The 22,936-nt window shown below is 71.7% G+C and carries 21 protein-coding genes; 5 read left to right on the top strand and 16 right to left on the bottom strand.

Annotation, left to right across the window (positions count from 1 at the left end; genetic code table 11):
* Positions 1-6 precede the first annotated feature (6 nt).
* Both BLU79_RS11515 and BLU79_RS11510 read right to left on the bottom strand, forming a co-directional pair.
* The gene (locus tag BLU79_RS11515; RefSeq protein WP_093905604.1) at positions 7-4,647 is read right to left on the bottom strand and encodes a type I polyketide synthase; all 4,641 of its coding nucleotides are present in this window, start codon (positions 4,645-4,647) and stop codon (positions 7-9) included.
* Positions 4,640-6,934 carry an MMPL family transporter gene (locus BLU79_RS11510; protein WP_093905603.1) on the bottom strand — a complete coding sequence of 765 codons (2,295 nt, stop codon included), beginning with the start codon at positions 6,932-6,934 and terminating at the stop codon, positions 4,640-4,642. The genes BLU79_RS11515 and BLU79_RS11510 overlap by 8 nt, the downstream gene beginning before the upstream one ends.
* Positions 6,935-7,169: 235 nt before the next feature.
* On the opposite strand from BLU79_RS11510, the gene BLU79_RS11505 reads away from it, so the two are divergent.
* The 5 genes from BLU79_RS11505 (at position 7,170) to BLU79_RS11485 (ending at position 10,214) form a co-directional block, all read left to right on the top strand.
* The gene (locus tag BLU79_RS11505) at positions 7,170-7,769 is read left to right on the top strand and encodes a histidine phosphatase family protein (RefSeq protein WP_093905602.1); all 600 of its coding nucleotides are present in this window, start codon (positions 7,170-7,172) and stop codon (positions 7,767-7,769) included.
* A gap of 74 nt (positions 7,770-7,843) precedes the next feature.
* Complete coding sequence (locus BLU79_RS11500) at positions 7,844-8,473, top strand: hypothetical protein (protein ID WP_093905601.1); 630 nt, start codon at positions 7,844-7,846, stop codon at positions 8,471-8,473.
* A 51-nt stretch (positions 8,474-8,524) separates the two neighbouring features.
* A complete protein-coding gene (locus BLU79_RS11495) occupies positions 8,525-8,947 on the top strand; it encodes an acyl-CoA thioesterase (RefSeq protein WP_093905600.1) in 423 nt (140 codons plus the stop codon).
* 90 nt (positions 8,948-9,037) lie between these two features.
* Positions 9,038-9,487, top strand: a complete 450-nt coding sequence (locus BLU79_RS11490) for a spore-associated protein (RefSeq protein ID WP_093905599.1) — start codon at positions 9,038-9,040, stop codon at positions 9,485-9,487.
* Positions 9,488-9,608: 121 nt separating this feature from the next.
* On the top strand, positions 9,609-10,214 hold the full coding sequence (locus BLU79_RS11485; RefSeq protein ID WP_093905598.1) for a 3'-5' exonuclease: 606 nt from the start codon (positions 9,609-9,611) through the stop codon (positions 10,212-10,214).
* On the opposite strand, the gene BLU79_RS11480 is transcribed toward BLU79_RS11485, so the two are convergent.
* The 14 genes from BLU79_RS11480 to BLU79_RS49915 form a co-directional block, all read right to left on the bottom strand.
* The gene (locus BLU79_RS11480; RefSeq protein WP_093906013.1) at positions 10,177-11,523 is read right to left on the bottom strand and encodes a nucleobase:cation symporter-2 family protein; all 1,347 of its coding nucleotides are present in this window, start codon (positions 11,521-11,523) and stop codon (positions 10,177-10,179) included. The genes BLU79_RS11485 and BLU79_RS11480 overlap by 38 nt on opposite strands.
* Before the next feature lie 307 nt (positions 11,524-11,830).
* Positions 11,831-13,207 carry an 8-oxoguanine deaminase gene (locus tag BLU79_RS11475; protein WP_093905597.1) on the bottom strand — a complete coding sequence of 459 codons (1,377 nt, stop codon included), beginning with the start codon at positions 13,205-13,207 and terminating at the stop codon, positions 11,831-11,833.
* Between the two features lie 131 nt (positions 13,208-13,338).
* Positions 13,339-14,262, bottom strand: coding sequence for a factor-independent urate hydroxylase (pucL, locus tag BLU79_RS11470; protein ID WP_093905596.1), 924 nt, complete (start codon positions 14,260-14,262; stop codon positions 13,339-13,341).
* A 5-nt stretch (positions 14,263-14,267) separates the two neighbouring features.
* Positions 14,268-14,660: a hydroxyisourate hydrolase gene (gene uraH, locus BLU79_RS11465; protein ID WP_093905595.1), complete on the bottom strand. Its 393-nt coding sequence runs from the start codon at positions 14,658-14,660 to the stop codon at positions 14,268-14,270.
* Between the two features lie 7 nt (positions 14,661-14,667).
* Complete coding sequence (gene uraD, locus BLU79_RS11460) at positions 14,668-15,177, bottom strand: 2-oxo-4-hydroxy-4-carboxy-5-ureidoimidazoline decarboxylase (protein ID WP_093905594.1); 510 nt, start codon at positions 15,175-15,177, stop codon at positions 14,668-14,670.
* Between the two features lie 207 nt (positions 15,178-15,384).
* A complete protein-coding gene (locus BLU79_RS11455; RefSeq protein WP_093905593.1) occupies positions 15,385-15,753 on the bottom strand; it encodes a helix-turn-helix domain-containing protein in 369 nt (122 codons plus the stop codon).
* Entirely contained in the window at positions 15,750-16,001 is a 252-nt protein-coding gene (locus BLU79_RS11450) for a YkoF family thiamine-binding protein (protein ID WP_093905592.1), read from the bottom strand. The genes BLU79_RS11455 and BLU79_RS11450 overlap by 4 nt, the downstream gene beginning before the upstream one ends.
* Positions 16,002-16,536: 535 nt before the next feature.
* Positions 16,537-17,616, bottom strand: coding sequence for a hydrogenase expression/formation protein HypE (gene hypE / locus BLU79_RS11445; RefSeq protein ID WP_093905591.1), 1,080 nt, complete (start codon positions 17,614-17,616; stop codon positions 16,537-16,539).
* Positions 17,609-18,739, bottom strand: coding sequence for a hydrogenase formation protein HypD (gene hypD / locus BLU79_RS11440; protein ID WP_093905590.1), 1,131 nt, complete (start codon positions 18,737-18,739; stop codon positions 17,609-17,611). Before hypD ends, hypE begins: the two co-directional genes overlap by 8 nt.
* On the bottom strand, positions 18,736-19,050 hold the full coding sequence (locus tag BLU79_RS11435) for a HypC/HybG/HupF family hydrogenase formation chaperone (protein WP_093905589.1): 315 nt from the start codon (positions 19,048-19,050) through the stop codon (positions 18,736-18,738). Before BLU79_RS11435 ends, hypD begins: the two co-directional genes overlap by 4 nt.
* A 46-nt stretch (positions 19,051-19,096) precedes the next feature.
* A complete protein-coding gene (gene hypF, locus BLU79_RS11430; RefSeq protein ID WP_093905588.1) occupies positions 19,097-21,457 on the bottom strand; it encodes a carbamoyltransferase HypF in 2,361 nt (786 codons plus the stop codon).
* Entirely contained in the window at positions 21,454-22,257 is an 804-nt protein-coding gene (gene hypB, locus BLU79_RS11425; RefSeq protein WP_093905587.1) for a hydrogenase nickel incorporation protein HypB, read from the bottom strand. Before hypB ends, hypF begins: the two co-directional genes overlap by 4 nt.
* 3 nt (positions 22,258-22,260) lie before the next feature.
* Positions 22,261-22,659, bottom strand: a complete 399-nt coding sequence (hypA, locus tag BLU79_RS11420) for a hydrogenase maturation nickel metallochaperone HypA (protein ID WP_093905586.1) — start codon at positions 22,657-22,659, stop codon at positions 22,261-22,263.
* A gap of 155 nt (positions 22,660-22,814) precedes the next feature.
* Positions 22,815-22,928: a DUF6893 family small protein gene (locus BLU79_RS49915; protein ID WP_371131845.1), complete on the bottom strand. Its 114-nt coding sequence runs from the start codon at positions 22,926-22,928 to the stop codon at positions 22,815-22,817.
* Positions 22,929-22,936: the final 8 nt, after the last annotated feature.

The raw sequence follows: 22,936 nt of genomic DNA, 5'->3' as shown, positions 1-22,936 counted from the left end.
GCGGGGTCACGCGGCGCGGGCGACGCCGACGTCCCGCAGCTCCCCCAGTTCCCGCAGTTCCCGCTGCAACGCCGCCACCGTGAACCGGATCTGGTCGGGCGTGTGGTCGCACGTGACGAAGAACCGCAGCCGGGCCAACTCCTCGGGGACCGCCGGATACAGGATCGGGTTGACGCTGACGCCCCGCCGGAAGAGCGCCCTGGCCAGCCGCAGGGTGTGCTCCGAATCCCCGACGACACACGGCACGATCGGTGTGTCGTGGCTGTCCCCGGTGTCGACGCCCGCCTCGCGGGCCAGACGCACGAACAGCGCGGAGTTGTCCCTCAGCCGCGCGAGCCGCTCCGGCTCGGCCCGCATCAGCCGCAGCGCGGCCAGCGAGGCGGCCGTGTTGGCGGGCGTCATGCCCGCGCTGTAGACGAAGCCCGGAGCGGTGTACCTGAGGTACTCGACGACGGCGTGGCTCGCGGCGACATAACCACCGCACCCGGCCAGGGCCTTGGACAGGGTGCCCATCCACAGGTCGACGTCCGACCGCTCGACGTCGAAGTACTCGCCGACACCCCGCCCGGTGGCTCCCAGCACTCCGATGCTGTGCGCCTCGTCGACCATCAGCAGCGCCCCGTGCCGGCGCTTGACCTCGATGAGGTCCGGTAGGGCGGCGATGTCGCCGTCCATGCTGTACACGCCCTCGACCACGACGAGCACCCGGCGGTACTGGTGACGGACCTGGGTGAGGAGGGTGTCCAGGGCTCCGGCGTCGTTGTGCGGGAAGGGACGCCGGGTCGCGCCGGAGAGCCGGCAGCCCTGCAGGACGCTGTCGTGGGCGAGCGCGTCGTGGACGATCAGATCACCCGGCCCGACGAGATGCCCGATCACGGTGACGTTGGTGGCGTGTCCGCTCACCATGGTGATCGCGTCCTCCGTCCCGAGCGTGCGGGCGAGTTCGGTCTCCAGCCGCACATGGAGCGGACGGCTCCCGGACAGCAGCCGGCTGGCTGACGCCGACGTACCGCACCGTTCGACGGCTTCCTTCACCGACTCGGTCACCTGCGGGTGCGTTGCCAGGCCCAGGTAGTTGTAGCCGGAGAAGGAGATGAGCTCCCGGCCGTCGACGACCGTCCGGTCCGTCATGCCGCCCTCGTGGACCAGGAAGTAGGGGTTGGGCAACTGGAGTCGGCGCAGTGTGTCCATGCGCTCGTGGTGTGCGGTGACCTCCGGGAAGCACTCGATGCGGGTCTGCTCCTCGGGGGGTGCGGGGACCGCGGGGGCGGGGGCTGTGGTGGCGGGGGCTGTGAGGGGAGGTGTGACCGGTTCGGCCGTCTCGGCGGTGCCCGTGATCATCGCGACGACGCTTCCGACGGTCGGCCGGGCACATCCCTCGTCCACCGTCAGGGACGGCCACCGTCGCTTGAGCGAGGCGAACAGGTCGGTCAGCATCAGCGAGTCGAACCCGAGTTCCTCGACGAGCAGTTGGTCGACGCGCAGATGGTCCACCGGAAACGCGCTGATGCGGGCGACCTGTTCGAACACGGCGTCCTGCGCCTCGTCACCGGCGCCGGCACCGGGTGGGGCGCACGGCTGGGAGGACGGGGTGGGAGCGAGGGCGGGGGCGGGAGCGGGGGCCGGAGCAGCGGCTGCGGGCAGCGTCTCGCTGAGGCGCCTGAGAGCCGACACCTGCTGCTGGATGAGGTCGAGCAGTTCGTACATCGGGTTCTCCTTGGTCATCGGGTTCTCCTCGGTCATCCGGTCTTCCTGGTTCGGGTCGCCCGTCGACGTGTCGGGCGGGGTCGGAACGGGGGCGCCGCGGCGAGGCTCGTCGCGCGCGGGCCGCGCCTGCGGCACCCAGTAGGGCTGCGCCTCCAGCCGGGCCACCGGCAGGTCCAGCAGCCGGCGTTCCCGCTCCCGCACCAGGGCCCGGGGGTCGACCGGGACGCCCAGGACCGCGAGCCGGGCGAGGGCCCACAGGAACCCGTACGTGTCGTCCGGCGCCGTGCCGTCGGCGGCGACGACGTGGACGTCGCCCTGGTCGGCGAGGTTGCGGCGGACCGAGGTGAGGAGCGAACCGCCGCCCGCCACCTGGAGGAAGACGCGGGCGCCCGCGTCGTGGGCGGCGCGCACGGCGTCACCGAAGCGGACCGGTGCGGACGCGTGCCGCGACCACAGCTCGCGCAGCAGCTCGGGCTCGTCGCACACCGTCCCGCTCACCGCCGAGACGAACGGCATGCGGGGAGCGGCGAGGGGACGCCGTTCGAGGTCCGTGCGCATGGCGTCGTCGGCGCGCGCCAGCCGCGGGGAGTGGAAGGCGTTCGACACGTCGAGCGGGGCCGCCACGACGCCTGCCTCCACGCACACGCGGCGCAGCGCGTCGAGCCCCTCCTTGCCGCCGCTGACCACGATCTGCCGCGGCTGGTTGAAGCACGCGAGCCATACGCCGTCGATGTCCCGCACGAGCTCACGGCAGGTCTCCTCATCGGCCTGCACGGCAAGCATCCCGCCACGGGGCTCGCCCTCGGCGTCCCGCAGCACCGCACCGCGGTGGGCAAGCAGCCGTACGGTCTCGTCGTCGGTGAGCACACCGGCCGCCGCGGCCGCCGCGAACTCCCCGACGCTGTGGCCGAGTACCAGGTCGGGCTCGACCCCGCACGCGGCCAGCAGCCGGGTGGCGGCGATCTGCACGGTGCCCAGCAGGGGCTGGCACACCTCCGTGCGGGACAGCCGCCGCCCGAGCTCCGGGTCCTCGTCGAGGCCGTTCGCCGTCCCGCCGTACAGCAGACCGGCGACGTCGACGCCTGCGGCCCGCCGGGCCACCGCGCCCAGCCCGTCGACGGCCTGCCGGAACTCGGGGAACCTCTGGTGGAGGTCCCGCATCATGCCCGGCCGCTGACTCCCCTGACCGGGGAAGACGAAGGCGATACGCCGCTCGGCGGGCGGCAGCGGAGCGTCGGCGGCGAAGGCACCGTCGCCGAGATCGCCCCGGGCGCCGTCGGCCAGCTGCCGACGCGCCCGCCGCAGCCGCTCGGTGAACTCGGCCGGGTCGGCGGCCACGATCGCGAGCCTGCTCGGCAGCGGCTCGCGCCCGCCCAGGGTGTGGGCGACCTCGGCCATCGACGGCGTGGGCGTGTGCTCCAGGGTGTCGAGCAGCGCCCCGATGTGCTCCTGGAGCGTCTCCGGCCCGCCCGCCGAGATCAGGGCGAGGTGGGGCTCGGCCACGGACCTGGTGCGGACCGGCCGTAGTGCGGGGGCCGGTGCCGGGGCCTCCTGGAGGACCACATGGACGTTCGTACCGCCGAAGCCGAACGAGCTGACCGCCGCGCAGCGCGGGGCGTCGCCGTCCGGCCACGGCCGGGCGGTGTCGGCGATACGCAGACCGGCGGCGTCCAGCCCGAGATCCGGGTGGGGGCTGAAGTCCGGCTGAGGCACGACCGTACGGCGGTGCACGACCAGGGCCGTCTTGATCAGCCCGGCGATGCCGGCCGCGGACAGCGAGTGCCCGATGAGGGCCTTGGCCGAGGAGAGGTGGCACGGGCCGGGGTCCCCGCCCGCGTGCTCGGTCCGCAGCCGGCGCAGCGCTTCCACCTCGACGCGGTCGCCGACGGAGGTGCCCGTGCCGTGCGCCTCGATGAAGCCCACGGCGGAGGGCGGCACTCCCGCGTCGGCGTAGGCACGGCGCATGGCCCGCAGTTGGCCTTCGGGGTTGGGCACCAGGGGTCCGGGGGTGGTGCCGTCGTTCGCCGAGCCGATGCCCTTGATGACGGCGTAGACGCGGTCACCGGCGGCGAGGGCGTCCTGAAGCGGCCGTATGAGGACGGCGCCGGCGCCTTCGCCGAGGACGAAGCCGTCGGCCCGTTCGTCGAACGGGCGGCACACCCCGCTGGCCGACAGGGCGCCCAGGCGGGAGAAGCCCACGAGGCTGTCCGGGGTGAGGCTGAGGTAGACACCGCCGACGACAGCCGTCGTGCAGGACCCGCTGCGCAGGTGGAGGACCGCCTGGTCGAGGGCCACGAGGGCGCTGGAACAGGCGGCGTCGACGGCGAAGCTGGGGCCGCCGAGGTCGAAGTGCCGGCTCACGGTGGCGGGCGCCATGTTGAGCAGGCTTCCCGGCAGGGCGAAGGCCTGGACGGGGCCGAGCTGCTCGGTGGCCGCCTCCTTCAGAGCCTGCAGGAGGCCGGGGTCGGCCGCGCCGCCGAGCGACCCGTCGGCCAGGGTCATGGCCCGCAGGCGGGCCGCCATGAGCTCCTTGTAGTCGGACACCGAGAGGCCGAAGAAGACGCCGGTGCTCTCCCGGTCGAAGCCTCCCCGGCCCAGCCCTGCGTCGTCGAGGGCCTCGCGGGTCACGTCGAGCATCAGACGGTGCTGCGGGTCCATGGCCTCAACGCGGCGGGGCGGCAGGCCGTAGTGCAGGGCGGCGAAGCGGTCCACATCGTCCAGGAAGGCGACCTGGTCGGTGTACGCGGAGTCGTCTGCGCGCCGGTCGGCGGGTGCGTGGAACGTGTCGTGGTTCCAGCGGTCCTTGGGGACCGGGGCGAACTGCCGCTCTCCGTCGAGGAGAAGCTTCCAGTACGCCTGGCTGTCGCGGGCGCCGGGAAAGCGGCAGCCGAGTCCGACTATGGCGATGTCATCGGGGCTGTCATGGGCGATGTCAGTCATGGGGAAACCTGCTCTGGCTCGGGTGCCCGAGGCGGGCGGCGGTGCGGGACGGGTCGTGGGAGAGGGGTTCGGGCGGGGGCGGAGGGGGTGGTGGAGGAGGCCAAGGGAGCGGGGGCGGGCGAGTCGGCGTCCTGCCGCCGAGGGCACGCGGCGCCCACCAGTTCAGGGCGCCGGCGAGCCGCATGAGCGCCGGTACGAGGACTCCGCGCACGAGGGTCGCGTCGAGGAGGACGCCGAAGCCGGCGCCGATCCCGAAGAACTGCAGCAGGGCCACCTCGGAGGTGCCGAAGCCCAGCAGGGTGAAGGCGAGCAGGGCCCCGGCCGCCGTGACGATGCCGCCGGTACGGGCCACCCCGGTCACGATCGAGTCGGCCGTGTCCCGCCCGGCGTCGTGCGCCTCCTTGATGCGGGCCAGGACGAAGACCTCGTAGTCGATGGAGAGCCCGAAGACGATGCAGAACAGCAGCACCGGCATGGTGGTGCTGAGCGGTCCCGGCGTGAAGCCGAGCAGGGTCCCCAGGTGTCCGTCCTGGAAGATCCACACCATGGCGCCGAGGACCGCCGCGAGGCTCAGGCAGTTCAGCGCGATCGCCTTCAGCGGAAGGAGCAGGCTGCGGGAGAAGAAGAACAGCAGCACGCACGTGCTGACGCCGATCATGGCTGCCGCCAGTGGCAGCCGCCCGGCGATCGTGTCCTTGGCGTCGACCAGCACCGCGCTGGGACCGCCGACGTGGATCTCGGTGCCCGCGGGCGTGGGCGTCCTGCGGATGTCGCGGACCAGTTGCTGGGCGGCGTCCGAGCGCGGGTCGACCGAGGGCACCACCGAGAGGATCGCCGGAGCGCCGGCTTCGGACGGCGCGGGGCCGGTCGCGGCACGGCCGGGTTCGGCGACCGGCTCACCGTCACGCCACACTCCGGACGGCCCCCTGACCTCGGCCACGTCCGGCAGGGCGGACAGCCGTGGGGCGTAGTCGAGCGCGACCTCGGGCGTGGGGCTGGTGGTGAACACCGTGAGGGCGCCCGCGTTCCCGCCGGCGAACTCGCTGCGCACCAGGTCCCCGGCCTGCCGGCTGGACGCGCTCTGCGGCAGCGCCCGGTCGTCGGGGGTCGCGAACCCGGCGTGTGTGAACGGCGCCGCGAGCACCGCCAGCAGGGCCAGGACCGGAAGCGCGGCGAGCAGCGGGCGGCGTACGACGATCCGGGTCAGCCGCTCCCAGAATCGCGAGGCGGAGCCGGCCCTGACGCTGCGGCGCCACGGCACCGCGCACGCGTTCACGCGCCGGCCGAGCAGCACCAGCAGGGCCGGCAGGACCGTGGTGGCCGCCACCGCCGCGACGGCCACCACGGCCATGCCCGCGTAGGCGAAGGAGCGCAGGAAGTACGGCGGGAAGACCAGCAGGGTCGCCAGCGCCGCACAGACCGTCGCGGCGCTGAAGAAGACGGTGTGTCCCGCGGCGTTCACGGTCCGAAGGGCGGCTTCGCGCGGCGCGTGCCCCGCGGCGAGCTCTTCCCGGAACCGGGAGACGATCAGCAGCCCGTAGTCGATGCCGAGGCCGAGGCCGAGCGCGGTGGCGAGGTTCAGCGCGAACACCGACACATCGGTGACGCTGCCGAGCAGGCTCAGGACCAGCAGGGTCCCGCCGATGGCCAGGATCCCGATCAGCAGGGGCAGGGCCGCGGCCACCACACCGCCGAACACCAGGACCAACAGCACGAGCGTGCCCGGCAGGACGACGGCCTCGGCCCGCTTCAGGTCGGAGCCGGTGATGTCCTGCATCTCGGCCTCGGCGAGCGCCGCCCCACCCACGTGCACCGTCAGTGCGGACCATCCATCCGCAGTCGGGGCCGACAGGGTCTCGCGCACCTGCTCGGCGCGGGAGCCGAGCTGCTCTCCCTCGCCGTCGACGTGTGCGAGCAGCAGGGCCGAGCGGCCGTCCGGGCTGCGCAGTTCGGCCGCGCCACCGTTCCAGTACGAGGACACGTCGCTCACCTGTGGCTGGGCGGCGAGCCGCCGGGTCAGTTCCCGCCCGGCGCTGCGGGCGGCAGGGCCGTCGACACCGTCTTGGGGGGCCCGCGCCACCACGACCAGGTTCGGAGCCGTCCCCCGGTACTCGGCGGTCATGCGGGCCGCGAAACTCGAGTCGGACGACGGGTCGTCGTATCCCTGGGTCTTCAACCGGTCCGGCGCTCCCGAGCCGACCACCACCGACAGGACGAGGAAGCCCAGCGCGGCGAGCAGGACCAGTCGGGGACGACGGATCGCCATGGCACCCAGCCAGCGGTACATGTGTCCTCCTCCGCGGTCCGCTCCCCGCTCCGGCGGTCGCACGGGCGGTCGTCTGCCACGCTCCCCCTGTGACCGGCAGGCGCCCCAGCCCCGACTGTTCGTCGCTTGACGGGAGGCGCTTCATCCCTTACGTGCGCCCGGCGCTCGCACGATCGGCCGTCCGGCCCAGTCCGTCCTGCGGGCCGCCGCGCACCTGTGGCAGGGTGCCGGGGAGGTGAGCTGGAAGGGTGCGCACGTGACTGACCTCTTTCTCGTCCGGCACGGTGAGACCGAGTGGTCGCGGTCCGGGCGGCACACGGGATGGACGGATGTGCCTCTCACCGAGCACGGGCGGGAGGAGGCGCGGGGGCTGGTGCCGTTGATCCGGTCGCAGCGGATCGGTGCCGTTTTCGTCAGCCCGCTGCAGCGGGCGCGGGAGACGGCCGAGCTGATCGGGCTGGACGACGTGCGGGTCGACGCGGATCTGCGCGAGTGGGACTACGGCGGCTACGAGGGGATCACCACCGTCGACATCCAGCGCGAGCGGCCGGAGTGGTTCCTGTTCACGGACGGGGTCACGCCCGGGCCGCCCGATCATCCCGGGGAGAGCCCCGAGCAGGTCGGGGAGCGTGCCGACCGGATGCTGGCGAAGGTGGACGCGGCGCTCGGCGACCACGACGGGGATGTGATGCTCGTGGCACACGGGCACTTCCTGCGCGTACTCACGGCCCGCCGGCTCGGGCTGCCGCCGGCGGACGGGGCGCTGTTCCAGCTGGCCACGGGGGCGCTGTGCCGACTGGGCACCGAGCATGGGCGGCCGGTGATCTCGGGGTGGAATGTCAGACCCGGGTCGTAGCCTTCCCAGCAGATGGTGCCGACGCCTTCACAGGGGGTGGGGTCGGTGTCCTGGCGCCCGGGGAGGAGCACGCCGTGACGAGACCGCCGACCGCAGCTCAGCGACGTGTCATCGATGCCGCCGACCCCGTGACCGGGCGGGTCAGAGGTACGGAGGCGCAGCTCGCGGCGCTGGTGAAGCGAGGGCTGGCCTTCCGGCACCCGCGCCCGCCGCACGATCACTTTCTGACGCCGGCGGGGCATCGGGCACGGGATGCGGAGCCGACGGCGCCCTCGGAGTCCGAGGCTCCGGCGGCCGGCGGTGTGTTCGCCGCGCGGATCGGCGGCGAGGAGGCCGCCCCGAAATCGGGCCCCGCCCGGCTGCGTGAGGTGCGCGGTGCCTGGCAGGGGCTGCTGGAGCTGCGCCGGATGACCCATCCGGACGGGGCCATGGACCGACCGTGCGCGTGGGAGCGTACGCATCTGGTGCAGGCCGCCGCGCTGGCGCTGGAGGCCGCCGGGCATCCTCCGGCCGAGCCGGACTCCGAGGAGGGGTACCGGGTGCGGGCGACCCCGCAGCCGGAGGCCGTCGCCGTGCGCGAGCCCGACGGCGCGCGCCTGCGGGCCTGCGCGGCCACACTGGAGGAGGCGGGTTGGCAGGTCGGCGAGTACACCGAACCCCGCACAAGGGTGCGATATTTGCTGGCTTCCCCGCGGCGGGCATGACTTGCATGCAACGATCAGTGCACAGGGCATCGAATGCGACAAGGGGAAGCAGTGAGCGAGCCGTTCTCCGTCCGGATCACCGTCCGCGGCTATGAGACCGATGTGCAGGGGCACGTCAATCAGAGCGTGTACATCAACTACGCCGAGCACGCCCGCTGGTCGTTGCTCCAGGCCGCGGGCATCACCCAGACGGGCCTCATAGGCAAGGGGGTCGGTCCCGTCGCACTGGAGACGACCATCCGGTACCAGCGGGAGCTGCTCGCCGGTGACGAGGTCGACGTGACCTGCGCCTTCGAGTGGTCCGGCGGCAAGACCTTCCGTATCCGGCAGATCATGAGCAAGACGGACGGCACCGTGGCGGCCGAACTCACGGCGGTCGGCGGCCTGTTGGATCTCAAGGAACGCAGGATGGTGGCCAACCCGCAGGACTACTTCAAGGAACTGGCCTCGGATCCGAGCCTGTTCGGGCTCTGAGGGAACAACAGAACTGAGCACAACCATTCGCATCCCCCGCGGGTCACATCATGCAGGAGCAACCACCCGCAATGGTCACTAGGGGGAAATATGCGATTCACCCGTTCTGTGATGTCCGCCGCCGCGTTAGCGGCCCTCACGGTGGGGACCACGGCCGCCCTGACGGCGCCCGCCTCCGCCGCGCCCAACACCACGCCGCAGAAGGTCTGCGGCAGCGGCTACAAGACCGTGAACTCGGCGCCGGTCGGCTCGCTGGGCACCGTCTACCTGACGTACAACGCCTCCAACGGCGAGAACTGCGTGGCGACCATCCGCACCAACCCGGGCACCGCCGTGGACATGTCCGCGTGGGTCTACGTCCCCGACACCGAGGAGTACGACGAGGACTACGGTCGCTACACGTCGTACGCCGGACCGACCTACGTCTACGGCAAGGCCCACTGTGTCGACTGGGGCGGCCACATCAACAACGTGTACGTGCAGGTCACGGGCTCCAACTGCGGCGCCCTGAAGGAGCACCGGGTCACCTACACCCGCTGACCCGGCACCTCGGTACGACTCGCCCCGGCAGGACTCGCGGAGTTCCGCCGGGGCGAGCGTGTGTCGCCGTGCGGGGAATTCGGATGCGGGAAGCCCCGTACACCTGGGATGCTCCCCCACCATGTCCGCACGACGCACGAAACCAAGCCTCTACATCTCCGTCGACATCGAGGCCGACGGCCCGATCCCGGGGCCGTACTCCATGCTCAGCCTGGGCGCCGCTGTCGCCGGGGTGCAGGACGCCGACGCATTCACGGCGGCCGACCCGGAGAAGCACACCTTCTACCGTGAACTCCGCCCGATCAGCGAGGAGTTCGTACCTGAGGCCCTGGCGGTGAGCGGCCTGGACCGGGAGCGGCTCCGCACCGAGGGTGCCGAACCTGCCGCCGCGCTCACCGAGTTCACCGCATGGGTGCGCGAGGTGAGCGCGGGCGCCCAGCCGGTGATGGCCGGCTATCCGGCGTCGTTCGACTGGACCTTCCTGTACTGGTATCTGATCCGGTTCACCGGTGCGAGCCCCTTCGGGCACTCCGGCTGTATGGACATGAAGACGCTGTACGCGACGAAGGCGGGTCTGCCCCTGCGGGCCGTGGCGAAGGGCACGATGCCGCGCGAGCTGCTGTCGAGGCGCCGTCACACCCACCATGCGCTGGACGACGCCGTCGAGCAGGCCGAGCTGTTCGCCAACCTCATGGCGTGGCCGGGGCCCGGGTCGCCGACCCGGTGATCTCCTCCCCCGCCTCCATGGGGTGGGTGACGTCCTGCGCGTCCCGGCCCCTCCCCAGGTGGTTGAAGACGAGGTTGAGCGCCACCGCCGCCACGCACCCCGTCGAGATGCCCGAGTCCAGCACGATCCGCACCGTCTCCGGGAAGGCGTGGTAGAACTCCGGCGCCGTGATCGGGACGATGCCGACGGCCAGCGAGACAGCGACGATCAGGACGTTGTTGTCCTTCTCCAGGCCGGCCCGGACAAGGGTCTGGATACCGCTGGCGGCCACCGAACCGAACAGGACGACGCCCGCGCCGCCCAGGACCGGGCGCGGTACGACCGCGATGAGCGACGCTGCCATCGGGCACAGGCCCATCAGCACCAGGAAGCCACCGCCCACGGCGACGACGTACCGGCTGCGGATCTTCGTCATCGCCACCAGGCCGATGTTCTGCGCGAAGGCGCTGCACATGAAGCCGTTGAAGAGCGGGCTGATCGCCGAGCCGAGGGTGTCGGCGCGCAGACCCGCCGCGATGGTCTTCTCGTCGGCCGGGCGCTCGACGATCTCACCCAGCGCCAGCATGTCGGCCGTCGACTCGGTCATCGACACCACCATCACCACGCACAGCGAGATGATCGCGGCGAGCTGGAACTGCGGGGCGCCGAAGTGGAACGGGGTCGGGAAGCCGATCACGTCCGCGTCCGCCACCGGGCCGAAGTCCGTGACGCCGAACGGGATCGCGATCAGCGTGCCGAGGACCAGGCCGAGCAGGACGGCGATCTGCTTGACGAAGCCGGTGGTGAAGCGGCGCAGAAGCAGGACGATCAGCAAGGTGGCGGCCGCAAGGCCCAGGTTCGTCGCCGAACCGTAGTCGTGCGCCGCCGGGTTGGGGCCCTGGGCCCAGCCGAAGGCGACCGGGAGCAGGGAGATGCCGATCAGGGTGATGACCGTACCCGTCACCACCGGCGGGAAGAAGCGGACCGCCTTGCTGAAGAAGGGGGCGGCCAGGAAGCCCAGGAGGCCTGCCACGATCACCGCGCCGAAGATGATCGGCAGGGCGTCGGACTTGTGCTCGGTGGAGGCGGCGATCGCGGTCATCGGGGCGACGCCGGCGAAGGTGACGCCGTTGACGAACGGCAGCCGGGCGCCGATCTTCCAGACGCCGATGGTTTGGAGGAAGGTGGCGAGGCCCGCAGTGAAGAGGCAGGCACCGGTGAGGAAGGTCAGGTCGGTGGCGGACAGGCCTATGGCCGCGCCGACGATCAGGGGTGGGGCGACGACTCCCGCGTACATGGCGGCCACGTGCTGAAGACCGGTGGTCGCCATCTTCAGGGCGGGGAGTTTCTCGTCGACTGGGTGAGCGGACTTCTGGGCGGACACTGCGGCTCTCCTCCGGTCGGTTGAACACGTCGGCTTTGACGTGGGTTCATGGAGGTGGTGCAAATGGTCGTGCGGGACCGGGGACGGGCCCGTTCTGGGGGAAACGGAGACCGTTCCGGGGCGCGTGCGTCCAACACGCGCCCCGGCGACGGCCGCCATGGACCCCGCTCGGGTCCACGGCTACCGGCCGGGAGCCGTCCCTCCTGGCCGGAGATCAAGTGCCGTACGGCGATACGGAGTTCGCGGTACGGAGTTACTGCGCGGCGATCCTCGCCAGGCGCTGCGCTTCCTCCCGCGTCGAGCGGGCGATCGCGTCCTCGTCGGCCGTGAGCAGCCGCCCGTCCTCCACGATCTGGCGGCCGTTCACGAACGACGCGGTGACCGGGGCCGCCGCGCCGAAGACCAGCGCGGTCACCGGGTCGGCGATGGAGGCGTGGGCGAGCGTGTCCAGCTTCCACAGCACCAGGTCGGCCAGCTTGCCCTGCTCCAGCGAGCCGATCTCGGCGGCGCGGCCCAGGACTTGGGCACCGCCGTACGTCCCGAGCCGCAGCGCCTGCCGGGCGTTCAGTGCGGCCTCGCGGTGGGCGCCGAGGCGGTTGATCAGCAGGGCGTTGCGCAGTTCGGTGTGCAGCTCGCCGGACTCGTTGGACGCCGTGCCGTCGACGCCGAGGCCGACCGGGACGCCGGCCGCCAGCATGTCGGGGACACGGGCGATGCCGGCCGCGAGGCGGGCGTTGGAGGACGGGCAGTGCGCGACACCCGTCTTCGTCCGGGCGAAGGCGGCGATGTCGGAGTCGTTCATGTGGACGCAGTGCGCCATCCACACGTCCTCGCCGAGCCAGCCGGTGGACTCGAAGTAGTCGGTCGGGCCCATGCCGAACAACTCGTGGCAGAACTTCTCCTCCTCCACGGTCTCCGAACCGTGGGTGTGCATGCGCACACCGAGCCGGCGGGCCAGCTCGGCCCCCTGCCTGAGCAGCTCGGTGGAGATGGAGAACGGCGAGCACGGGGCGACGGCGACCTGGGTCATCGCGTCGAAGGAGGAGTCGTGGTGCTCCTTGACGGTCGCCTCGGTCCCGGCGAGCGCACCCTCCAGGGTCTCGACGGCGAAGTCCGGCGGCAGCCCGCCGTCCTTCTCGCTGCGGTCCATGGAGCCGCGGGCGAGGGTGAAGCGGACGCCCATGTCACGGGCGGCGCCGATGATCGCGCCGGACAGGTCGCCGGAGCCCTTCGGGAAGACGTAGTGGTGGTCCATGGCGGTGGTGACGCCCCCGCGGGCCATCATCGCCAGCGAGCCCTGCGCGGCGGAGCGCACCATCTGCTCGTCGATGCGCGCCCAGGTCGGGTAGAGGGCGACCAGCCAGTTGAAGAGGTTGTGGTCCGTGGCCAGGCCGCGGGTGATCCACTGGTAGAAGTGGTGGTGCGTGTTGATCAGACCGGGGGTCACCAGGTGCCCGGTGGCGTCGATACGGCGTACGACGTTCTCCAGGCCCTCCGGGGCCTTGCCCGCGCCGAGCGACTCGATGCGGTTGTCCGCGATGACGACATGACCCGTGGCGTACTCGGTGTCGCTCGCGTCCACTGTCGCGATCGCACAGTTCTCGATGACGATGCGCTGGGCTGCTGCCATGATTCGTCCCTTTTCGACGATGTGTGCTGAAGCGGAGGGCACGGCAGGACCCTGGGGGATTTGAGTACCGCGGCCGGGGAGCCTCACAGGCTCGCCCCTCCGGCCGCGGGTGCCGAAATGGAGTTGTCGGCTTACAGGTTGGTGAGGTCCACCGGGATCTTCGGTTCGCAGCCGTCCCGCAGGATGGTGGCTTCGATCAGGCCGTAGGGACGGTCGGCGGCGAAGTACACCTCGTTGTCGTTCTTCAGCCCGAACGGCTCCAGGTCCACCAGGAAGTGGTGCTTGTTCGGGAGGGAGAAGCGGACCTCGTCGATCTCGCTGCGGTTGTTGATGATGCGCGCACCCATTTGGTACAGGGTCTGCTGCAGCGACAGCGAGTACGTCTCGGCGAAGGCCTGGAGCATGTGCTTCTTGGTCTGCTCGTAGGACTTCTCCCAGTTGGGCATCCGCTGCTCGTCGTCGGTCCAGTTGAACCGCCAGCGGCCGGAGACCTGGGTGGCCAGGATGCGGTCGTACGCCTCCTTGAGGGTCGTGTACTTGTCCTTGACGTAGCCCCAGAACTCGGAGTTCGTCGAGTTCATCACGACGAGGTCCTTGAGGCCGGAGACGACCTCCCACTTCTCACCGTCGTAGGTGATCTGGGTGACCCGGGTCTCCTGGCCCTTGCGGACGAAGGAGTGCTTGACCTCGTCCGCGCCTATGAACTGGGAGTTGGCGTCGGAGGCGTCGATCCGCTCCCAGGCGTACTCCTCGATGCGGATCCGCGCGATCTTGATCGGCTCCTGGCTGGTCACGAAGTGCCGCGCCAGATGGATGCCGAACTGCTCGGCCGACTCGATGCCGTGCTCCTTGGCGAACGCGTACACCGTGTTCTTGGTGGTATCGGTCGGCAGGACGTTGGCGTTCGAGCCGGAGTAGTGGACCTCGTCCATGTCGCCGGAGAGCGCCACGGATACGTTGAGGTCCTTGATGTGATGGGTGGCGCCGTCCCGCGTGATCTTTACGACTCGGTTCTCGGCCTTGCCGTACTGGTTCTGTCCCAGGATCGTGGGCATGTCTGCTAGCTCCCTCGGTAAACGGAGTAGCCGAACGGGTTGAGCAGCAGCGGCACGTGGTAATGCTCCCCGGGCTTCACGGCGAAGGTGATCGCCACCTCGGGGAAGAACACGGCACCGCTGTCCCGATTCGCGGGGGCGTCCTGCTGCGCATCGGCTTGCTTCTTCTCGAAATACGGCTCCACGGCGAAGTCGAGCCGTACGTGTGTGGTCCCCTCCGGCAGGGCCGGCAGGTCCTTGCACCGCCCGTCGGCGTCGGTCGCGGAACCGCCGAGCGTCTGCCAGTCCGCGTCCCGGCCCGAGCGGGCGGACAGCTGGATGGCGACGCCCTCCGCGGGGCGGCCGATGCTGGTGTCCAGGATGTGGGTGGACACCGAGGCGGTGGTGCTGGTGCTCATGCTGCTGTCAGTCCTCTTCGACGATGCGGGCGAGCCGGATACGGTTGATCTTGCCCAGCTCGGTGCGGACGATCTCCCGCTCCTGCTCCGGCGAGTTGCCGATCCGTTCCTTGACCGCGTCGCGCATCTGCTCACCGGTCCGGCCGGTGGCGCAGATCAGGAAGACATGGCCGAACCGGTCCTGGTAGGCCAGGTTGAGTTCGAGCATCTCCGACTTGAGTTCCTCGGAGGCGCCGGCCATGCCGCGCTGCTCCCGGGCCGAGGTCGGGTCGCCCGGCTTGGGGCGGCCGATCGGCGGGTGCCCGGACATCGCCTCGGCCAGGTCCTCGGCGGTCAGCGCTGCCATGGCGGCGTCGCTGGCCTCGTAGAGGGCGTCGGCGGTGGCGTAGGGGCGGTCGGCGAGCAGCCGCTTGACCCATGCCGTGGCGGCGCACGCCTCGTGGAGAGCGGCATGTGCCGCGTGCTCCTCCAGGGCGTTGAACCGGGCCAGGCCCGGGGGCGTGGAATTCGACGTCACGGGAGCCTCCGTGGCCGCGAAGGGCCTTCGTGCTGAACGGGCGTGCCGATAGCTAACGCCCTACGACGACGAGACGTCAACACTTTGTTGAAAATTCGCGCCGCCGAAACACGAGCGGGTTTGCCTCAGCCGTTCTCCCCCCAGGCCTCAGACGCCCCTCTCCCGATTCAGGCACACTTCCCCCGGTTCAGACGCACTTCCCCCGGTTCAAGCGTTCTTCTCACGGTTCAGATAGTTATAGACCGTGAAGCGGCTCACCCCGAGCGCGCTCGCCACGGTCTCCACGCCGTGCCGCACGGAGAAGGCACCGCGCGCCTCGAGTATCCGCACGACCTCCTGCTTGGCCTTGCGGTCCAGGTCGGCCAGCGGTTTGCCCTTGCGGCGCTCCATGGCGGCCAGGATGTGGTCCAGGGAGTCGGCCAGCTGAGGCAGGCGTACGGCGAGGACGTCGGCGCCGTCCCAGGAGAGCACGACATCCTCGGCGCCGGCCTCGTCCGGCGGGATTATCTCGCCGCCCATGGCGTCGACCAGCGGCTTCACGGCCGCGATGAAGGGCTCCTCGCCGGTGCCGGTCACTGCTCGCCCTCCCCGATCACGTTGATCTGCAGGGAGATCCGGGTGGCACCGGCCTCCAGGGTCTTGCGCAGCAGGGCGTCCAGGGCGGTGAGCACGGCGTCGGCACCGCCCTCCGCCGTGTTGCCGAACGGGCCGACATCCACCTCGTCGAGCTCGGCCGCCTCGATGACCTCACGGGCCACCAGCGCGTGCGCGGGCGCCTCGTCGAGGTCGAAGGGTTCGGTGGTGAACTCCACTCTCAATCGCATGCTGCCCCCAAGACACCCCTCTGACCTGCACTTCAGGCGGACTGCCCACCGCGAGGGCACATCAGGGCTCTACAGGAGGCACCGATCGACAGCACCAGGGCCACGATGCACCGCAGGCCGATCACTTTCATGGCGGCGGAGCCGGGTCGTCCGCCCAGCAGCGACTGTAGCCGACGAAGGCCCGACCCGCCGGGTCCGAGAGGCATCACTTGAGCACCGTTCGCGCCACGTGCCTCAGCCGCTCCGGGCCACGACCCCGCCCCGGGTCTCCCGCCCACTCCGGCGCCCGCCACCGACCCGCTCCTGCGGGCGCCGCACCCCTCGCCGACCGAGTCGACCACGAGCCGACACCCGGCAGGCGCGGGTGCTGTGGCACGCCCGCGCGTCCGATCACGCGGACCGCCGCTCGACCGCCCGACCACGCGTGTGCCGAGCCCGCCGTTCCTCGTCGCCCGGAGAGCCGGCTGGAGCGGGGCCGGGTCAGCCGGCTGCCCCGGCCGTCCGACCGCCGGCTCCCGCGACGCCCGGATCCGGTTCAGCAGATCCTCGGCAACTGCTCCCCGAGCGGAAGGTCGACCACGCGGGTTCCGCCCAGCCCGGTCCGGGCCACGACCATGCCGGGGTGGGACTCGACGGCCTCACCGATGATCGCCGAGTCCGCGCCCAGGGGGTGGGCCCGCATCGCCGCCAGAACGGCGTCGGCGTGCTCGCGCGGGACGAAGGCCACCAGCTTGCCCTCGTTGGCGATGTACATGGGGTCCAGGCCGAGGATGGCGCAGGCGCCCGCCACGGCGGGCGGGACGGGGACGTCGCGTTCCCGGATGACGACGCCCGTGCCGGACGCGACCGCGATCTCGTTGAGGGAGGCCGCGAGGCCGCCCCGGGTGGGATCGCGCAGCACGTGCAGATCGGCGGTGACCGCGAGCATGGCGTCGACCAGGCCGCCGAGCGCCGCGCAGTCGCTCTCGATCTCCACGCCGAACTCCAGGCCCTCGCGGACACTCATGATCGCCACCCCGTGGACACCGACGGCGCCGCTGACGATCACGACGTCGCCGGGGACGACCCGCTGCGGACGCAGGTCGACACCCGCCGGGACGACACCGATGCCGGCCGTGTTGAGGTAGATCCCGTCGCCGTGTCCGGCCTCCACCACCTTCGTGTCACCGGTCGCCACCTCCACGCCGGCGGTGCGCGCGGCCGCGCCCAGCGCCTCGGCGACCCGGGTGACCGTGTCCAGTTCGACGCCCTCCTCCAGGATGAATCCGCAGGAGAGGTAGGCGGCCCGGGCCCCGCTCATCGCAAGGTCGTTGACGGTGCCGTTGACCGCCAGGTCGCCGATGCTGCCGCCGGGGAAGAACAGCGGCCGTACGACGTAGGAGTCCGTGGAGAACGCCAGCCGGGCCCCGCCCAGGGAGAGCACGGCCGCGTCGCCCATCTGGGAGAGCGCCTCGCCGCCGTACGAAGGGGCGAAGATCTGCTGGACCAGTTCGGCGGAGAGGGCTCCGCCGCCGCCGTGGCCCATGACGACACGCGGCCGGTCGCGCAGGGGCGCCGGGCACGTCCACCCCTCGACGTCGAGGGACGGGGCGGGAAGATCGGTCGTGTCAGACAACGGGGCTCGCCTCCCGGGCCGGCGCGGTGGCGGGCACGTCCAGCCGCCGGTACAGGTAGTACGCCGCGCAGGCGCCCTCGCTGGAGACCATGGTGGCGCCCAGCGGCGTACGGGGGGTGCACAGAGTGCCGAAGGCCTCGCACTCGTGCGGCTTGAGCAGGCCTTGCAGAACCTCTCCGCTACGGCACTCCGCAGGCTCCTCGGTCCGGATCCCGTCGACGGAGAAGCGGTGCTCCGCGTCGTGGTCGCGGTACTTCGGCGACAGCCGCCAGCCGCTGTCGGGGATCACCCCGATGCCCCGCCAGGCACGGTCGGTGACCTCGAAGACGTCCTCCAGCATGGCCCGGGCGGTCGGGTTGCCCTCGGCGCGCACGGCACGGGCATAGGCGTTGTCGACGGTGTGCTCACCGCGCTCCAGCTGCCGTACGGTCCGGCGGACGCCTTCGAGGATGTCGAGCGGCTCGAAGCCCGTCACGACGATCGGCACCCGGAAGCGTTCCGCCAGCTCGGGGTACTCCCCCATGCCCATCACGCTGCACACGTGCCCGGCCGCGAGGAAGCCCTGCACCCGGCACCTCGGCGACGACATGATCGCCTCGATGGCGGGCGGGACGCGGACATGGGACACCAGCATGCTGAAGTTCTTGATGCCCTGTTTGCGGGCCTGATGGACCGTCATGGCGTTGGGGGGCGCGGTCGTCTCGAAGCCGATGCCGAAGAACACCACCTCGCGGTCCGGGTTCTGCTGTGCGATCCGCAGGGCGTCGAGCGGCGAGTAGACGACGCGTACGTCCCCGCCCTCGCCGCGCACCTGGAACAGGTCCCGGCCGGTGCCCGGCACACGCAGCATGTCGCCGAAGGAGCAGAAGATCACCCCCGGCCGCGAGGCGATCTCCAGCGCCTTGTCGATGACCTCCAGCGGGGTCACACAGACAGGACAGCCCGGCCCATGGATCAACTCGACCTCGTCCGGCAGGAGTTGGTCGAGGCCGTGCCGGATGATGCTGTGCGTCTGTCCTCCGCACACCTCCATCAGCGCCCACGGCCTGGTCACCGTGGCCCGGATGTCGTCAAGGAGCCGACGGGCCAGCTCCGGGTCCTGGAACTCTTCGATGTACTTCACTGGCCACGCACCCCTTCCACCGGTTCCACCGGTTCCACGCCCGCCTCCGCCGCCGCCATCTCCCAGGGGTCGCCGAACTCCTCCTGGAGCATGCCGAGTTCGGCGAAGAGCTCCAGCGTCTGCTTCGCCGACTCCTCGTCCAGCCGCTGCAGGGCGAAACCGACGTGGACGATGGCGTACTCGCCGACCTGGAGGTCCGGCAGGTACTCCAGGCACACCTCCTTGACCACGCCGCCGAAGTCGACGGTGGCCATCCGGGTGCCGTCGCGCTCCTCGATGTCCAGCACTCTGCCGGGTACCGCCAGGCACATGGGCCTCTCCTCGCTGTGGGGTCGCGGGTCGCTCAGTCGTGGTCGCTCAGTCGTGGGGCGTCTTCCGGGCGGCCACCATCAGCTGGCCCAGCGCCAGCCCGCCGTCGTTGGGCGGCACCAGGCGGTGCCGCAGAACCGTGAAGCCGTCCTCGCGCAGGGCTGCCGAACAGGCCGATGAGAGCAGCGTGTTGGCGAACACGCCGCCCGTCAGGGCCACCGTGTCCAAGCCGTACCGCTCCCGCGCCCGCAGGCACATCCGGCGCACCAGTGCGGTCACGGCGCGGTGGAAGCGGGCCGCCACCCGTGCCGGTTCGACGCCCTCCCGCAGGTCGGCGACGATCGCCGCGAAGAGAGGCGCCGGGTCGGCCCGCACCGGGTCGCTTCCCAGGAGCTCGAAGGTGTACGCGGTGGTGTCGTCGCCGGGCGCGCGCAGTGCGGCGGCCTCCAGCTCGACGGCGGCCTGCGCCTCGTAGCCGGCCAGGTGGCAGACCCCGGCAAGCGAGGAGACCGCGTCGAAGAGCCGGCCCATGCTGGATGTGGGGACGCAGTTCAGTTCGCGCTCCAACTGCCGTTCCAGCAGGCGCAGTTCGTCGGGCGGGCAGGCGGCCGTACAGGCGAGGTCGTCGAGCCGGCCGATCCGGGCCGCGCGCAGTTGGGCCAGCGCCATGCGGTAAGGCCTACGCACCGCCGTGTCACCGCCGGGCAGGGGGACGTACGCGAGATGCCCGAACCGCGTGAAGCCGTCGTAGTCCGCGAGCAGGAACTCCCCGCCCCACACGGCACCGTCGTCGCCGTGCCCGGTGCCGTCGAAGGCGACGCCGATCACCTGCCGGGTGCCGTCCAGCCCGTGTTCGGCCATCGCGGCGGCGATGTGGGCGTGATGGTGCTGGACGCGTACGACGGTCCGGCCAGCCGCGTTCCGGTCGGCCCACCCGGCGGAGCGGTAACCGGGATGCCGGTCGCACGTCAGGCTCTTCGGCCGTACGCCCGTGATGGACTCCAGCTGCTCCACGGCGCGTTCGAAGGCGTACTGCGTCTCGACGTCGTCCATGTCGCCGATGTGCGCCGACAGCCACGCCTGCCGCCCCTCGCCGAGACAGAAGGCGTTCTTCAGGTCGCCGCCGACGGCGAGGGTAGGGCGGACGGGAAGTGGAAGGGCGACCGGCAGCGGGGCGTAGCCACGGGAGCGCCGGATGATCAGCGGCTCTCCGTCGCAGACCCGGACCACGGAGTCGTCGCACGGCACCTGGATCTGCCGGTCGTGCGTGAGCCAGGCGTCGGCCAGGTGCGCGAGTCGCTCCAGGGCCTCGGCGTCGTCGGTGACGATCGGCTCGCCGGAGACGTTTCCGCTGGTCATGACGAGCAGCCGGGGACCGTCCAGGTCGCCGGGCAGGCCGAGGAGGAGATGGTGCAGGGGGGTGTACGGCAGCATCACGCCGAGGTCGGGGCTGCCGGACGCGACGGCCTCGGCGGGGCGCGCCGACCCGGCGGCGTACGACGGGTCCGGGCGCCGCCGCAGCAGTACGACGGGCCGGACGGCGCCTTCGAGCAGGCTCCGCTCCTCGGGGCCCAGCCGGACGAGGTGCTCGATCTCGTCCGCGCTCCTCGCCATGAGGGCGAAGGGCTTGTCGCCCCGCGCCTTCCGCTGCCGCAGGAGACGGACCGCGGTGTCGTCGGTGGCGTCGCAGGCGAGGTGGTAGCCGCCGAGTCCCTTCACGGCGAGGATCGCGCCGCGGGCGAGCAGGGCGCGGGCCTCGGTGACCGGGTCCGCCCCGGCGGGGCTCTCGGACCCGGGGACGATCAGGCGCAGCCGGGGCCCGCAGGCGGGGCAGGCGACCGGCTGCGCGTGGAAGCGCCGGTCGGCGGGATCGCCGTACTCGCGGGCGCAGTCGGAGCACATGGGGAAGCCGGCCATCGTGGTGTTCGCCCGGTCGTACGGGACGCCGGTGACGATGGTGAAGCGCGGCCCGCAGTGGGTGCAGTTGACGAACGGGTGGCGGTGGCGCCGGTCGGCCGGGTCGGCCAGCTCGGCGAGGCAGTCGGCGCAGGTGGCCGTGTCCGGGGAGACCAGGGTGCGGGCCGGGCCGCCGGTGCGGGAGGCGAGGATGGTGAACGCCTCGCCTCCGGCGGCGGGCAGCTCCTGGTGGTGGACGGACTCCACGCGGGCCAGCGGAGGCGGCTGGACCGCGAGCCGGTCGCAGAAGCGGGCCACGGCCGAGGCACTGCCCTCGACCTCGGCGACGACGCCGTCCGGGGTGTTGGTCACATGCCCGACGAGGGCGAGTTCGGTGGCGAGGCCGTACACGTACGGCCGGAAGCCCACGCCCTGCACCACGCCCCGCACGACCACCCGGCGACGGCTCGGCGGGTCCGCGGCGAGAGCGGCGGACTGTGGCGGAGCGCTCACGAGCGAGGGGCGGCAGGGGCGGCGACCGCGTCTGCCGCGGGTGCGTGTACGTGTGGATGACCGGCGTACTCCGCGTCCGTGTGCGAGTGCGCGTGGGTGTGACCGGTGTCCGGCCGACGGGCCATGACCGGCGTATGGAGCGGCCCGCCCCCGGCCGCGGCGAGCGCCCGGTCGAGGAGCACGCCGACGCCCTGCCCCCGGCGCACCGACGTCAGGACCACCTCCACGCCCGGATTGACCCGCTCCACGTTCGCGCGGAACGCGCTCTCGTCGAACTCCACCGCCTCGGCGATGTCGGTCTTGGTGACCACGACCAGATGGGCCAGGCCGAAGGCGGTGGGGTACTTGAGCGGCTTGTCCTCGCCCTCGGTCACGGAGGCGAGGACAACCCTCAGGGTCTCCCCCAGGTCGTACGAGGCGGGGCAGACCAGATTGCCGACGTTCTCCACGAACAGCAGCCGGGTGCCGTCGGGCAGCCATCCGTCCAGGTGCCCGGCGAGCATCGCCGCCTCCAGATGGCACAGCCCGTCGGTGAGCACCTGCTTGACCGGAACTCCGGATCGCGCGAGGCGTGTCGCGTCGTTCTCTGTGGCGAGGTCGGCGGTGAGCGCCGCGACGGGCACGGACCGCTCCCGGGCCAGCAGCAGTTCGCCTTCCAGCAGCGCGGTCTTGCCGCTGCCGGGGCTGGACAGCAGGTTGACGACCGTGGTGCCCCGGGCGTCGAGGTGGGTGCGCAGGAGGTGGGCGGTCGCGTCGTTCTTCGCGAGCACGGCCTGCTGGAGGTCGACGACACGGCACATGGTTCAGCACTCCTCGGAGATCGGTTCAGGGGTGGCCGCGTGCGTGGGGTCGCCGCCCTCCCACCGCACGTCGGCGATCCGCAGCTCCCGGCCCGAGATCAGCTCGACGTCCGCCCCGTCGCACGCGGGGCAGGTCAGCCGGGGCGGCATGCCGACCGCCCATGCGTGCGCGCAGGGCGTGCAGCGGGCCCGTCCGGGCACCGGTTCGGTGACCAGTTCGGCGCCTTCCAGCAGGGTTCCGGCGCAGGCGAGTTCGAAGCAGAAGGCGAGGGAGTCGGGTACGACACCCGCGAGTTCACCCACCTCGAGCCGTACCGAGCGCACCGCGGTGACACCCGAGGTCTGCGCGGCGGCGGTTTCCACCTGGTCGATCACGGCCAGAGCGACGGACATCTCGTGCATGGGTCCTCGTCCTCCCGGGGCCGGCCTTCATTAGAGGCGAGCGCCCCGGGCGGTCGGGCCCGGCACGCCGTGGCCGGGCCCTCGGGTACGCCGTTCGACGCAAGGCGGCGGCACACCGCCGGCTGTCGCCCGGCAGCGGCCCGCCGGGAGTGGGTTCACATCCGGCGCATCCGGAGGTAGCGCCTGAGGTCGGGAAGCACCTGTGTGACGACAGCGGCCGCTGCGGCCAGGGCGGCACCGGCGGCGCCGGCAGCGATGATCTTCTTCATCCCGTTTC

It is taken from the genome of Streptomyces sp. cf386, from assembly GCF_900103585.1.
In the GTDB taxonomy this organism is placed as follows: domain Bacteria; phylum Actinomycetota; class Actinomycetes; order Streptomycetales; family Streptomycetaceae; genus Streptomyces.
Note: the sequence above shows the minus strand (reverse complement) of the source record. Positions and strands in the feature narration are given on the sequence as shown.

Excerpts from the sequence above, each read along its gene's own strand:
- BLU79_RS11515 (WP_093905604.1), bottom strand. The coding sequence starts at position 4,647 with ATGACTGACATCGCCCATGACAGCCCCGATGACATCGCCATAGTCGGA.
- BLU79_RS11510 (WP_093905603.1), bottom strand. The coding sequence starts at position 6,934 with ATGTACCGCTGGCTGGGTGCCATGGCGATCCGTCGTCCCCGACTGGTC.
- BLU79_RS11490 (WP_093905599.1), top strand. The coding sequence starts at position 9,038 with ATGCGATTCACCCGTTCTGTGATGTCCGCCGCCGCGTTAGCGGCCCTC.
- BLU79_RS11485 (WP_093905598.1), top strand. The coding sequence starts at position 9,609 with ATGTCCGCACGACGCACGAAACCAAGCCTCTACATCTCCGTCGACATC.
- BLU79_RS11480 (WP_093906013.1), bottom strand. The coding sequence starts at position 11,523 with ATGGCGACCACCGGTCTTCAGCACGTGGCCGCCATGTACGCGGGAGTC.
- BLU79_RS11475 (WP_093905597.1), bottom strand. The coding sequence starts at position 13,207 with ATGGCAGCAGCCCAGCGCATCGTCATCGAGAACTGTGCGATCGCGACA.
- pucL (WP_093905596.1), bottom strand. The coding sequence starts at position 14,262 with ATGCCCACGATCCTGGGACAGAACCAGTACGGCAAGGCCGAGAACCGA.
- uraH (WP_093905595.1), bottom strand. The coding sequence starts at position 14,660 with ATGAGCACCAGCACCACCGCCTCGGTGTCCACCCACATCCTGGACACC.
- BLU79_RS11450 (WP_093905592.1), bottom strand. The coding sequence starts at position 16,001 with ATGCGATTGAGAGTGGAGTTCACCACCGAACCCTTCGACCTCGACGAG.
- BLU79_RS11435 (WP_093905589.1), bottom strand. The coding sequence starts at position 19,050 with ATGTGCCTGGCGGTACCCGGCAGAGTGCTGGACATCGAGGAGCGCGAC.
- hypB (WP_093905587.1), bottom strand. The coding sequence starts at position 22,257 with ATGTGCCGTGTCGTCGACCTCCAGCAGGCCGTGCTCGCGAAGAACGAC.
- hypA (WP_093905586.1), bottom strand. The coding sequence starts at position 22,659 with ATGCACGAGATGTCCGTCGCTCTGGCCGTGATCGACCAGGTGGAAACC.
- BLU79_RS49915 (WP_371131845.1), bottom strand. The coding sequence starts at position 22,928 with ATGAAGAAGATCATCGCTGCCGGCGCCGCCGGTGCCGCCCTGGCCGCA.